This window comes from Microvirga soli, from assembly GCF_016734765.1.
Taxonomy (GTDB): Bacteria; Pseudomonadota; Alphaproteobacteria; order Rhizobiales; family Beijerinckiaceae; genus Microvirga; species Microvirga soli.
The window spans coordinates 1-12044 of the sequence record NZ_JAERQE010000087.1; the positions used below are offsets into that span (position 1 = coordinate 1).

The 12044-nt window shown below is 59.0% G+C and carries 12 protein-coding genes and 1 pseudogene; 3 read left to right on the forward strand and 10 right to left on the reverse strand.

What is annotated here, in order from left to right:
* Window positions 1-92 precede the first annotated feature (92 nt).
* On the forward strand, window positions 93-605 hold the full coding sequence (locus tag JKL45_RS28270; RefSeq protein ID WP_201865117.1) for a hypothetical protein: 513 nt from the start codon (window positions 93-95) through the stop codon (window positions 603-605).
* A gap of 376 nt (window positions 606-981) precedes the next feature.
* On the opposite strand, the gene JKL45_RS28275 is transcribed toward JKL45_RS28270, so the two are convergent.
* From JKL45_RS28275 to JKL45_RS28290, 5 genes are all read right to left on the reverse strand, one after another.
* On the reverse strand, window positions 982-1770 hold the full coding sequence (locus tag JKL45_RS28275) for a hypothetical protein (RefSeq protein WP_201865118.1): 789 nt from the start codon (window positions 1768-1770) through the stop codon (window positions 982-984).
* Window positions 1771-3302: 1532 nt separating this feature from the next.
* Complete coding sequence (locus JKL45_RS28280) at window positions 3303-4487, reverse strand: flagellar biosynthesis protein FlhF (RefSeq protein ID WP_201865119.1); 1185 nt, start codon at window positions 4485-4487, stop codon at window positions 3303-3305.
* 457 nt (window positions 4488-4944) lie between these two features.
* Window positions 4945-5049: a VapC50 family PIN domain-containing toxin gene (locus tag JKL45_RS31135; protein WP_512699594.1), complete on the reverse strand. Its 105-nt coding sequence runs from the start codon at window positions 5047-5049 to the stop codon at window positions 4945-4947.
* Entirely contained in the window at window positions 5003-5575 is a 573-nt protein-coding gene (locus JKL45_RS28285; protein WP_512699595.1) for a PIN domain-containing protein, read from the reverse strand. The genes JKL45_RS31135 and JKL45_RS28285 overlap by 47 nt, the downstream gene beginning before the upstream one ends.
* A complete protein-coding gene (locus tag JKL45_RS28290) occupies window positions 5517-6050 on the reverse strand; it encodes a helix-turn-helix domain-containing protein (protein WP_246499066.1) in 534 nt (177 codons plus the stop codon). The genes JKL45_RS28285 and JKL45_RS28290 overlap by 59 nt, the downstream gene beginning before the upstream one ends.
* A 516-nt stretch (window positions 6051-6566) precedes the next feature.
* Here JKL45_RS28290 and JKL45_RS28295 point away from each other — a divergent pair.
* Window positions 6567-7232, forward strand: coding sequence for an AAA family ATPase (locus tag JKL45_RS28295; protein WP_201865120.1), 666 nt, complete (start codon window positions 6567-6569; stop codon window positions 7230-7232).
* 18 nt (window positions 7233-7250) lie between these two features.
* Here the strand turns inward: JKL45_RS28295 and JKL45_RS28300 are convergent, their stop codons facing one another.
* Window positions 7251-7505: a WGR domain-containing protein gene (locus JKL45_RS28300; RefSeq protein ID WP_201865121.1), complete on the reverse strand. Its 255-nt coding sequence runs from the start codon at window positions 7503-7505 to the stop codon at window positions 7251-7253.
* 16 nt (window positions 7506-7521) lie between these two features.
* Window positions 7522-8211 (reverse strand): CYTH domain-containing protein, encoded by a 690-nt coding sequence (locus tag JKL45_RS28305; protein ID WP_201865122.1) that lies wholly within the window; start codon window positions 8209-8211, stop codon window positions 7522-7524.
* 504 nt (window positions 8212-8715) lie between these two features.
* Here JKL45_RS28305 and JKL45_RS30985 point away from each other — a divergent pair.
* A pseudogene (locus JKL45_RS30985) lies at window positions 8716-8896 on the forward strand (SWIB/MDM2 domain-containing protein); the annotation flags it as partial.
* A gap of 154 nt (window positions 8897-9050) precedes the next feature.
* On the opposite strand, the gene JKL45_RS28315 reads toward JKL45_RS30985, so the two are convergent.
* The 3 genes from JKL45_RS28315 to JKL45_RS28325 all read right to left on the reverse strand — a co-directional run bounded on the left by JKL45_RS28315 (window position 9051) and on the right by JKL45_RS28325 (window position 11800).
* Window positions 9051-9422, reverse strand: coding sequence for a hypothetical protein (locus JKL45_RS28315; RefSeq protein ID WP_201865123.1), 372 nt, complete (start codon window positions 9420-9422; stop codon window positions 9051-9053).
* A gap of 472 nt (window positions 9423-9894) precedes the next feature.
* On the reverse strand, window positions 9895-10590 hold the full coding sequence (locus JKL45_RS28320; RefSeq protein WP_201865124.1) for a response regulator transcription factor: 696 nt from the start codon (window positions 10588-10590) through the stop codon (window positions 9895-9897).
* Window positions 10591-10762: 172 nt separating this feature from the next.
* Window positions 10763-11800, reverse strand: coding sequence for an IS30 family transposase (locus JKL45_RS28325; protein WP_201865125.1), 1038 nt, complete (start codon window positions 11798-11800; stop codon window positions 10763-10765).
* Window positions 11801-12044 lie beyond the last annotated feature (244 nt).

The following is a 12044-nucleotide window of genomic DNA, read 5'->3' on the forward strand; positions in this document are numbered from 1 at the left end:
CGGAGAGGGGAGACCACGATGGGTGTTGGACGACGGTTCCGACGGCGCTCCGGATCTCTCCGCCGACGGGGATGCCACGGATGAGTAAGAGGATGAGCGATCAAGAGCTCACCGTTGAGGCGCGGCTTGAGGCGCATGCCCTCCTCGACCGGCTTGTTCAGGACGGCGAGACCTTCGCGCGTGAGGATGCCCGGCGCTTAATCGCTCTGATCCCGGTAGCGCCGCGCCGGCGCCTCTCGTTCACCGGCCTGTTCCAGGGCCGCGGGCCTGGCCTGCGCGGGCGGGCCGCCGGGATCGGCGATGTCGAGGTGGACGGGGAGGGGCGGGAAAAGCAGGTGTCCTGGAACGCTCCGTCCGTTCACCGGATCGGGGGCTATGGGGCGACCCACACGCCCGGCCAGATCGCGATCGAGCTGATGTGGGCTGAGACGCGCGAGGAGCAGTCGGGCCAGAGCTGTCTGCTCCTGTATGATCCGGCAACCGGAGAGCCGCAGGCGATGCAGATTGCGATGCAGAGGACCCTGACGCTGCTGTTCATCCGGCTGGCCTATGTCTCCTATGTGCCCTGGAAGATGCCAAGCGCCAGGCGGGCAGGGCTGGGCTAAGCTTTCCGTCAACGTTCCGTCAGCGGCAGGCCTGCTAATGTCTGACCTGCCGCTCGCGAGTTTTGTGCTGCCTTTGCAGCCGGCTAAGGAGGTCGCCCAAAGTGCTGTATCAACGCCGGTTGGAATCTGACCCACTTTGAGCGAGGGCGCCGCTGCAACAGGTATTCTCGCCTCACCAGAACGGCTCGGATGTCATGCCAGCCCTGCGACGCGCTTGTTGTGGCGTCAACGTTAGAAACCAATCAGGAGCATCTCAATGCATTCCTGCCAAAGACAATTAATCAAGATCTTGCTGGTGCTCTTAACCGTGAGCGCTGAGCCTGAGGAAGCTCACTCAACCTGAGGTATGAGTTGTCAGTCGAAGGGAGTTGAGACATTACGGCTCAAAAACTTTGCGACCGTCATCGGCAACGAAGCGGGCCTGTATGATGGAGGAACCATCAGCCAAGGTCCGGGTACTTACTTTCTTTACCCAAAAGGCACCATCGTATTCGAACGAGTCAACTCCATCCGGCTTGTAGCGCTCTGCCGAAGATAAAGGAGCGTTCGGATATTGCCCGAGACACCAGTCGCGGTGCACCCTGTCGAGGGTAAACCAATTCACCGTCGGCTTTTCAGTGACGCCGACACTGGTCGCAGGCATTGAGAGCTCCTCTTGTGCCTGGGATTGCCCGTTATCGATTTCTCCGTGACCGTTCGCTTCTCGAGCGAGGAAACGCTCGATATCCCTGTCCTCCGGTTGGCGGGCTCTGTCGATTGCCATACTTGCATTCACCTGCCGATGCCACTCAGTGACCACTTCCACCATTCCAAAGACAGACAGCAGTTCATCTGGCATATCCAGCCACCGCTGCGCTGACATGCCGAGAAAGCGATAGGTCTGGGACTCGGGTTCGATATGCCCATCCTCTCGGAAGCACCGGATCTGCTTAATTCTTACGAGCCGCTCGGCCTCCTCTGGTGACAGGCTTCGCATGCCAGCGGGACGAGTGTGCTCCGTCGCATTGCGTTCGATCTGGAGCACGGCCCGCTCAAATCGGTTCATGAGCTCCTCAGAGGCACGCTGGTTTTCCAGCATCAGTTCCGCGAGAGCTACGCCCTCGGCGGCTTTCTGCTTGAGCCGTTCCTTGTGGTTTCGCTGCCGCTCGGCATTGGACTGAGCCACGAGTCTCTCCCTGTTACTCACGGGCTACGGAAAAGACTGCGTTACTAACAACGGTTCAAGAAAAAGCTAGCAGCACGGAGTCGAGGCAAAGCAAAGCCTTTGGCCGTTGCGGTGGTCGGGTGCAACTCGCGTGGGGTCCGGACGAGGCTCAACCCCACCGTTTGTATGCAGGCTCCGCTTACCGCTAAGGCTTCAAACTTGCTGGGCTCAATTCCTCAGATGTTATGGGTTCAGCATTTCGCTGCTCTTTTTGCATGCCCGCCGGCCTCGTGACTAACGGAACTCGGCGCGGGCTCAATACCGCAGTTTCGACGCAGGGGGTGTGGCTCTTCCGATGTTAGTAACGCCTGCTCAGTGTGCGATGCTGTTCAAAAGACAGCCCCCAACGGGCGCGGGTCTCGGCGGTTCGTAGTGTTTGGCGGCTTCAGTATCATCCGGCACCAAGGGGGCTCATACAGCCATCACTCTGCCCCGAGTGCAGAGATCGTTGTTACTACGGATAGACGAGGGAGGCCATCTTCCCATTATGCGGGGCGTTACTGACGCAGGGTTGGGAGCGAGGCTCAATACCGTAAACTGTGTGGGTTACTCACGGACGGCAGGGTCGGGGCTCAATACCTCAAACCTTCCGCATGCCTTCTTTGGATTGTGCCTGCCACACACCTTGCCAGCCATACGGTGGCTGTTAGTAACGGCCATTACCAAGGCTCAATACCGTAGTTTGTGTGGGTTGCTAACGAGAGTGCTCTCTCGGGCTCAATTCCGCAAATATTGTGCGTCGAACTTTTCGCTGCTCTTGGGATCGGCGGCTGCGTCAGTGCAGATCCTTTTGGTCGTGCCTAGGCCTGAGCCGACCCGGGCTCAATACTGTAGTTTCGACGCAGAGCGTGCAAATTGAGTGTCGTTAGTAACGCGCTCTCATTATGCGTCGTTACTCACAATCGAACTCCCAAGGTGGTGATCGCCAGTGGTGCAGCTTCGGTACGATCCGGCGCTGGGCGCGCTCATGGGTCTGACGCTCTGTTTCCGAGCGCAGACATTTCGTTACTAACGGAGCTGACCAAGGGCGCAATCCTTCCAATGTGCCAACAGATCGAAACAGCCTTGTGATTTGTTGGCCAGCGCCTTGTTGGCTCTGGGATTCGACGAAGGCTCAATACCACAGTTTTTATGCGTTACTAACAATCGATAGGTTTGAGGCTCAATACCTCAAACTGTGTGTATCCTTTCGCTGGCCTGCAGGCGAGTTCTGATCTCGCTCTTAGAGGCTGCGCTCGCTGACGCTGAGGCGCAAAGCCATGGATGTGGCGCACGAGAGGCGCGGTCCAAGGGTAACGAAGGCTCCGATACTTTGGCTGCTGATAGTGGCAGCAAGCTCAAGGTTGTGTTTCTGCGTTACTAACGATCTCCAGCGCTCAGGCTCAATACCGCAAACGGTGTGCATGGCATTCCGGGAGCCCCTACGCCTGCCCAAGCCTCGCGTGTGATCTTCGTTAGTAACAACACGTGAGGCTGGGCTAAATCCTGTAATCTCACGTCGGTCGACGTCCTCCCGTCAGGCGCAGCGATCCGTCAGCCCTGGTGACCCTCAGTTGGTCAAGGTTGAGGTTCCCGAGCTTCCAGGACTGGAGGACCACAGAGGTGCTCCCGACTGCCTTGGGCTTCACGCCGCCCTCAGCCACACGCTCGATGGTCAGGGTCTTCCCGCTCCAGTCCAGCAGGAGACGATCGTCCGGGCCGAAGCCGGCTTGGTCCCAGAGATCCCGCGGCAGGCGGATGGACGTGTAGAAGCGGTCCGAACGCTTGGCGTCGGGAATCGACTTCACCACAATGGCCGCGGAGCTGGTCCGACGGACTTGGCTCTTTACCGTCGTCGGACGTGGGCCGGCCCTCAAGCGCTCCTTGGCCCTAGACGCCTTCAGAGGTTCTGGATCTGAGCTGATCTCCTCGTCCTGCTGTTGGACAGGTTCAGCCTCTCGCGTGAGCGGCTCCTCTGCCTTGGACGGTTCTGGCTCAGGAGGGGAGGCGCTCGGGATGGACTGAATCGCGCTGACAACCTCCCGCAGGCCGCCGGCAATCCCGTCAGCCGATTGAACCATCAGGGGTGCGAGCCGCGCGAGGGCCTCCAGCTGCTGACCACCGAGCGCCACCAGCTTGCCTATCTGCTCCGCCATGCCTTCCATGGTCGAGCGCAGGTCCTTCAGTTCTGCGGCCATGCCCGTCAGGGCCTGTTCCATCTCCCGTGACAGGGCAGGGGCTGATCCAGTCTGTGGGGGCGCCTCCGGTGCGGAGGGGCGAGGGGACTGCACAGGCTTGGCACGGAAGACTTCCGCGGCAAGCACTTCAGGCTTGCCCAAGTGGCGGGCCAGGATGTCAGCCGTATCCCGGGACCGCTTGTCCGCCGGGGCACTCGGGCGGCTGGGAGGATTGGCAGCCGCTGGCGACCTCTGGGGGCCTGCGTCGTTGGACGGTCGAGGCTGCTGAGCCGCCCGGGGTTTTGCCAGGCAAGCTGGACATAGATCATAGGCTCGGTCGCGTCCGAGAAGCCAGCCGCGCTCCTTGAAATAGCCTTTCACGAGCTCATCACCGGCAGGCCTGCTGGCTTCGTAGGTGTCTGTCTTGGAGCACGTGGAGCATCGGGCGGTGAAACGGTACTTGGACGGGGCACCCCCGGTACGGGTGATCTGCGGCTCGAACTGACGTGCGATGCCCGGCATCTTGCTGGTCCTATAATGATGTTCGAAAGTTTTCTGAAGGCGCGAAGGTTAACGACTCCCGGCAGCCTTCAAGAAAATTATGACAGGGAATTGGGAGGCATTTAGCGCCTCCACTGCGGATTTCCAAGGTGCTGCGACCAAGCTTCCTAACGGGGCTGCGCGCGAACTGATCTCGATACCACGACGTAGATTACATCTTCGCCATTGCCGAACATTTTGTAGGAGTTGCGAAGCCGGCGAGGCGAATTCATAGAACCTGTCACCAATGCCATCCTTGAAGATACGCGATCTCACTGATGCACCCAGCGAACCTTGCTGAGCTTCCTGAGAAACCTTGCCGCTAGCGAGCCGTTCGCATTGAGGTCTCAAACGAGGAAGGATCTGACGGTTGCAGAGAGAATGGTGATGGAGGTCTTTGCTGGACCGTCAGGTAAGAGGTGCAGTCTGCGTATAATGATCAGATGACGTCCGCATATTCGCTGAGTTCTGCAACAGTCTTCGGTAAGCCTTGTGCCTCAAGAATGGCGAGGTAATCTGCTGCAGTCTTTGGAGGATTTCTCAGGCGGGCACGGCAGTTCTTCGCTGCAATCACAACGCCCAGCGTGGTTCAACCCGAACTGATAATGCAGGAAGTCGTCAGGATGCTGGAGCTCGATGTTGTACCTGTGAAGAGTCCCAACCGGAAAGTCCTTCAGGTTGAAGGTGACGATGGCATCGGACGCTGAGGCGATGGCTGCCGCCAGCACATGTCGGTCATCAGGGTCTGGGAGCTGAAGGCCCTCGATGAGGTCTTCGTAATCCTCAACAAGGCAATCAAGCACGGCTTGGTTCATGAGGTCTCGGGTCCGCTCCAGCTGGGAGCCGGTCAGGTCCGGCCGGTGCTTGAGGACATTGCGAATCCACTCATCATGGATCCGCAATGTCCATTTGGCGCGAAACAGACGCACAGCCGCAAGCTCAATGAGAAAATCCCGCAGCGGCGCGGGGTAAAGGACACACGCATCGAGCAGGACTGTATAACTGGACGTCTTAATAGCCCATCCCCAGTTCCTGGGACTGAGCCGCAAGCTCGTCCATGGCTGCACCACGTACCTCCTCGGCCTGCTTTCTGAAGGTCTCCAAGTCGCTGAACTTCACCCGCCGATGGGTGCCCACCATCCGGAATGGGATTTTCCCGTCATTGAGGAGTTTGACCAGATAGGGTCGTGAGACATTGAGGTGGTCTGCGGCCTCTTGGGTGGTTAGCTCTGCATGAACGGGGATGATGGTGACAGCATTACCCTGTGCCATCTCTGTGAGCAGATGATGCAACAGGTGCGTTGCTGCCCGAGGCAGAGTCAGAACCTTTCCATCATCGAGCTGCACCTTGAGGTTCGCGTCAGCATGCCTGAACGCTGCGAGCATGCGACTGGCTTGGAGCGCCAGTTCCGCATCCTGCGGACTCGGCAGAACAGGTCGTTCGAGCAATGTTGTCATAGCAGGCTCCCTCAGCTCAGAACGTGATATAACACCCGGCGTAGTAACTGCAATATCCGAACCAAACGAAATAAACGAAATTGTCATGAACAACAGTCACACTTGCTCTTAGTTCCCAACTGATGGCTGCTACTCCGGCTCTACGACGGCAGGAGGAGAGTGGCTTCAATGCAGCTTTGAGTAGATCAAGACCCGATCGGATACCGCTGGAGCATACCACACTATAGCTGGTATAACATTTTGCATAATAAGGATTTCGACAAGAAGTCTGCTGTCGCTCTGCAGGATGGCGGCACAAACCCATCTGGCATGATATCGGTCCAGCGCGCGTCCAAAGTTACGACGAAGATATTGTGCGAACGAGGCCCATAAATTGCCACGGTTCAACGGCCAAGGTTGGCTTGTGTGGTTTCAGCCTCCTTGAACCGCATCAGCCCTGGCTGAGGATCCACCCGATTTACTTGGCTGGGGCTCCAATCGCCCTCAGCCGGAGGTCTGTCACGACCCCTCGGTGAGGGCGTTTTGCTGTTCGCCTAGCGATAAGGCTCTGTTAACCATACTCAGCCACGATTCTTTGCCTGATCAGTACTTGGGGGAAATGGCATGAATGTCGTGGTTTTCGCGTCTCGCAAGGGAGGTTCCGGAAAGAGCACCCTTGCCGCGCATCTCGGGAGCTATATGGCGGAGCATTCTCGCCCGACGCTCCTGATTGACGCGGATCCGCAGGGATCCCTGACCCTTTGGCACCGGGTTCGGGGCTCACGGGATCTTCCGCTCCATGTTGGCACCAAGCATCTCGCCGCCACCTTGGCGAAGGCGCAGCGGGCCGGGGCTGAATGGGTTCTGATCGACACGCCACCCAACGCCGAAGCTCCCGTGACCGAGGCGATCTGGCACGCGGATCTTGTCGTGATCCCGATGCGTCCGGGTCTGTTCGATGTCGATGCCGTTCAGGCCACGATCCAAATGTGCCGTGACCTCAAGAAGCCTTATGCGGTGGTGATCAACGCTGCCCCGGCCAAAGATGGCTCGGAGGATCTGAGTGTTGCGGATGCACGCGGGGCCATGCAGGCGCTCGACGTTCCGACATGGTCAGGTCAGATCACGCATTCCCCTGAACTGTCGCTTTCCCTGGCTCATGGAGCCGGTGTGAGCGAGTTCAGCTCCGGGTCGCCTGGATCGGAGGAGATCGGCAGCCTTTGGCGGGCGCTCACAAGGAGCTTCGAGGCGATGAAGGCTATGACAAGCAACGAGCCTCAATCGGCCTGATCGGCGTTGAGAAGGGCTTCACAGGTCCGTGTAGCCCTTCTCCCGCTGGGTTTCAGCCCAGCCTTCAAGCGCCCGAGCAGCTGCGGCCTCATTCGGGTAGATATCGACTTTCTCCCGGCCCTTGGAGCCGACTGCTCCCCAATTCCGCTCCAGCCGGATCGTGCCGAACAGGTGGCGTTCAATCATCAGGCTGAAGAAGCGTACCTTGCCCTGCTCCAGATCACGCCGATAGAGCACCAGGTAGTGTCGTATGGGTGAACGGGCATCGGGCATCAGGCGGGATCGTCCCTTACTCGGGTCTGTCCTTCTGGAGCGTCTTTTCCATCTCGCGCATCACCGCTTGCTCGATCTCATCAAGGTTGACCTTGACGGTTTCACCATTGGTCTGAGCCTTAGCCCGGGTAATCGGCACCTGCTTGGCTCTCGGCCGGCTGATGGCCATCCGCGCCTGGACGGGGAATCGGCCTTCCAGGGTGTCGATCAGGCTGTTGAGTGCTGCATCCGACAGCGGGATCTCCGGCACCTCAGCAAGTCCTCTCAGAGCGATGGACTGATTGGTGTAGCGGGGATCCGCCGTGACCTCAGGGCCGAACCACTCTGGTGGACGGAATGCTCCCGCCTCTTCATCAGGAGCGAATTCCACGGTGACGAGATGCAGGACACGGGGCCGGAGGATCTCATCGACCAAGGCCTGACCCTCGCTGGTCGGCACGGTTGTCCGGGTGTAGTCGACCTCGCCGGCGCAGACATCGAGCAGCGCATGAGCATGGCCCACCGGGATGTCGGTCTGGTCCTCGGCCTCACCATCAGGACTAACCGTCTTGAGGATCAGCAGGCCTTTGTTCTCCTCAAGCCGAACCCACGAGGAGCGATCCCGCTGCTCGGTGAAGAAGCCCTCGACGCGGTGCAGTCCGCCCCTTTCGCGCTGGATCAGGCGGGCGAAGGATGGGGCGAGGAGAAAGCGGCGGCGAACAGTCATGAAACCCCAGGGAACGTAAGGGATCGAGGACGTCTGCCTTTGGTACATGGCGGGGGAAGGGGGAGGCAACCCTGAACTCCTCAACATGGTTTCCGCTCGAACGCTGACTTTGAGCCCAAGACTTCGACGGCTTGCCGGAATTCCGCAAGGAATGCCCGCTCACGGTGGGAGATGCGCTCGACCGGACAAGCCTGAGTGAAGATGCAAAGATGCGCTGGTCGTGCCAAGGCGAGACTGTATCCGAGTACAGATTCCCTACCAATTAGAGCGAGGCGCGCACAAACGACAACGCCCTGACAGAGTTAGCCGTGCGGAGCTTGCTGTCAGGGCGCTTTTTGTGATGCCGGTTGCAACACCACGCCATCATCATGCGCTATGAACGCCGTATGTGCAAACAACCTCTGTGCATAAGCATGAAGCGCCCTGGCGAGAGGCTGAGCACCAGACTTCCCGCCGGAGTACGACACAGATGCGCCAGAATCCGGGGATGAAGGTCAATTCAACTCCCCGCTGCCCCGCACTGAAGTTGTGAGCAAGGTGCGGGACTACATCAAGGCCAACAGTCTCCAGAACCCGAGAACAAGCGCGAGATTCTGCGGATGACAAGCTCCTGGATGTCTTCGGCGGCAAGAGCAAGGTGAGCATGTTCGAAGTGAACAAATACTTCGTCCAGCATCTCTCCTGAGACTGGGCACGCTGCGACACGTTCACCCCACTATGGCTCTGACGAGGTGGCCGTACTCTCAGCTGCAAAACCAAGCAGCAACTCTATTGTTGAGGAGGGTAGGGGAGTGGGTTCCGGCACACAGATTGGGCTGGCGCGGAACCCGGTTCTTGGATCAAGCTGCAAGGAAGAGCTCGTTCTGCCGCCAAGCAGCGCAGGCTCTTCTTCCGTTCGGGCGTGCCGCTGCGATACGCTCCTGAAAGCGCTCTTGAGCTTCCTTGAGCAGACGGCGCTTTCGAGCGAGGGGCTGAGAAGCGAGTGTGGTGTCCTCAACAATGGCAGCCGCTGCCGCGTACAGATCGGCTGTCGCGGCATCCAGACCAGGATCTCGCTCGAACAGAACAACCACGCTTGTAAGGTGCTGCCTGAGGAGTGTCTGCAACTCACAAAGATAAGGCCGATCTCCTCCGAACTCGATGGCCTTCACCGTTGGCGAGATGAATGCCAACTTCTCCTTAATCGTGTCGGTGAAACTTGTCTCTGCCATGAGCAACCGTCTCCAGGTAAGAGGAAGCCCGCCCAGCCCTTGAGCCCCACGTGAAGCATGCGCCTTCATGGTTAACCGATGCTTTCATACGGCTAAGGAGAGCGACGCGACAAAGGTCTGGCGCCATTCCATCGCGGTCACAGTCCTCGGGCGATACCGGAACCCGTCGCGTGCGCCCTGGTGGGAGGTCCGGTGCTTGGCCTTCGGGCCGGAGCGCTTCTGTTGCGACGACCGTTGACGCTCATCAGCGACACATTAGGATGGTGGCGCGGTGTTGCAACCGGCATCGCACACGCCCTAGCTGAAGTTTAGAAGAGGCTTCAGTTGGGGCGTTCTCATTGCGACAGGTGGCGACGGTGCCACAGGCTGGGGTGAGGGGACTGGCTCCCCAAGGGCAGTAGAAACTAGAAAACCTGCACTCCGTTGACAGAACGCTGGCAGCGGATGTGAGCTGTGATCGTGGCCTTGAGACTTAGCTTGCCAGCTTGACGAGCTGCGGCTCCCGCAGCATGTAGCCGCGGCCCCAGACCGTCTCGATGTAGTTCCTGCCGCCTGAGGCCTGCGCAAGCTTCCTGCGCAGCTTGCAGATGAACACGTCGATGATCTTGATCGCAGGTTCATCCATGCCGCTGTACAGATGATTGAGGAGCATCTCTTTGGTGAGCGTGCTCCCCTGGCGCTGAGCCAGAAACGCCAGGATCTTGTACTCCGTGCCGGTCAGGTTCACCGGGCGTCCTGCGACCTCAGCCTGTTGCGCCCGAGGGCTGATCGTCAGATCGCCGCATTGAAGGGCAGCTTCAGTCTGATCGGACGAGCGGCGGATGATCGCCTGCATGCGAGCGATGAGTTCGTCCTTGTGAAACGGCTTGGTGAGGTAATCATCGGCGCCATAGCCGAGGCCTCTGACCTTGTTCTGGATACCATCCAGGCCTGAGAGGATCAGGACCGGCGTGCTCACCTTGGCAAGCCGCAGCTGTCGCAGGACATCATAGCCTGACATGTCCGGGAGATTGAGGTCGAGCAGGATGATGTCGTAGTCGGGGAGCTGGCCGAGATCGATGCCGTGCTCGCCCAGATCGGCCACGGAGATCCGGACGTTGAGGCGCTGCAGCATGAGCTGAATGCTCTGAGTGACAGAGATGTCATCCTCGATCAGCAACACCCGCATCTCACCACCTCCCAAAGACCTCAGCCAATGTGAGGGAAGTATGCTCAACAAGGAGTTAATGTTGGTGGAAGGGTAACGCTTTCACCACACCAACCCTGTACCAAGTCTCGATAGACTTAGCTGTGGAATCAAGTCGAAGTGCGACGGTTGGCGGGCATCGGCCGCCAGTCTGTCAGGGACTGCCGGGGCGCCTCTGATCAGGGTTGCACAGCCCCGGCAGTCCCGGGTCCAGAGAACTCATCAGGACCTCTTTGGGTGTGCGATAGCCCAGGCACTTGCGCGGCGTCCCGTTGAGCCGATCACAGATCTCAAGCAGAGCCTCCTCGGGCAAAGTGGCAATGTCCGCGTCCCGTGACAGTGAGCGCCGAACCCGGCCATTGGTGTTCTCGACCGTGCCTTTCTGCCAGGGGGCCTGTGGCTTGCAGAAGTAGCTGTCCATGCCGAGCCTCTGCTTGAGCAACGGGTAATAGGCAAACTCCGTCCCGCGGTCGAACGTGATCGACAGACGCGCTGTCTCCGGCAGGACTTTCAGCTTCTCAATCATGCCAGTCATGACCCCGGTCGAGTTGCGATCTCGGTTACAGGTCAGGATCGTGTAACGGCTCTGGCGCTCCGTAAGTGACGTAAGGTTGTGCTTGCCCAACTCCTTGCGGAACATCATCAGATCGCCTTCCCAGTGACCAAAGCTGGTGCGGGCTGCGATCTCCGGTGGACGCTGCTCGATGGTGTTACTCGCCGGAATGAAAAGGCCGCGAGGCTTGCGCTGGCAGCGCACACGCCGCGGGCGCCGTGCCATGGGCAGATCCTGGTACAGCCCGAGCTTTTGTCCTTGGGAGCTGTAGACGAACCGGTAAATCGTCTCGTGCGACAACTGTTTAGGAGCACCGGATGCCCGCAGGCGGCCAGCAATCTGCTCTGGCGACCATCCAGCTTTGAGGCGATCCATGACATAGACCGCGAGCACCGGTTTGCGGGAGAGTTTGCCTAGACGCTGACGCCGGGCGCGAGCCTGCATATCGGCGGCCACATGGAAATAGCCGCGATACAACGGCTCTTCATCGCGAACCCAGTTCCGTTTGATCTCCCGGTAAATGGTCGACCGATGCCGCTGCAGGCGGTCGGCGATCACACTGATCGGGATCTTGGCCGCGTGCATGCGGGCGATCTCACGCCGCTCAGCCAGGCTCAGATGGATGTAGGGCAGGGTCATTCAGCCTCCGAGTGCAAATCCTTTGTTTGTAACGGAATTCGCACTTCAGAATAGAATCCACCCTCTTACAATATGAAATTCGCATAAGCATTCTTTTGACAAGAAGTCTGCTGTCGGCCGGAAGGATGGCACCATAAGGTGCTCTTTGTGGTATGGGACCTCAGCGTTAAAGCGCTTTTGGTCTCAGTGTAGGGCATAGCCGGCATGCCTGATCCAGCCTTTGGCATCTTTTGCCGTGATGGTG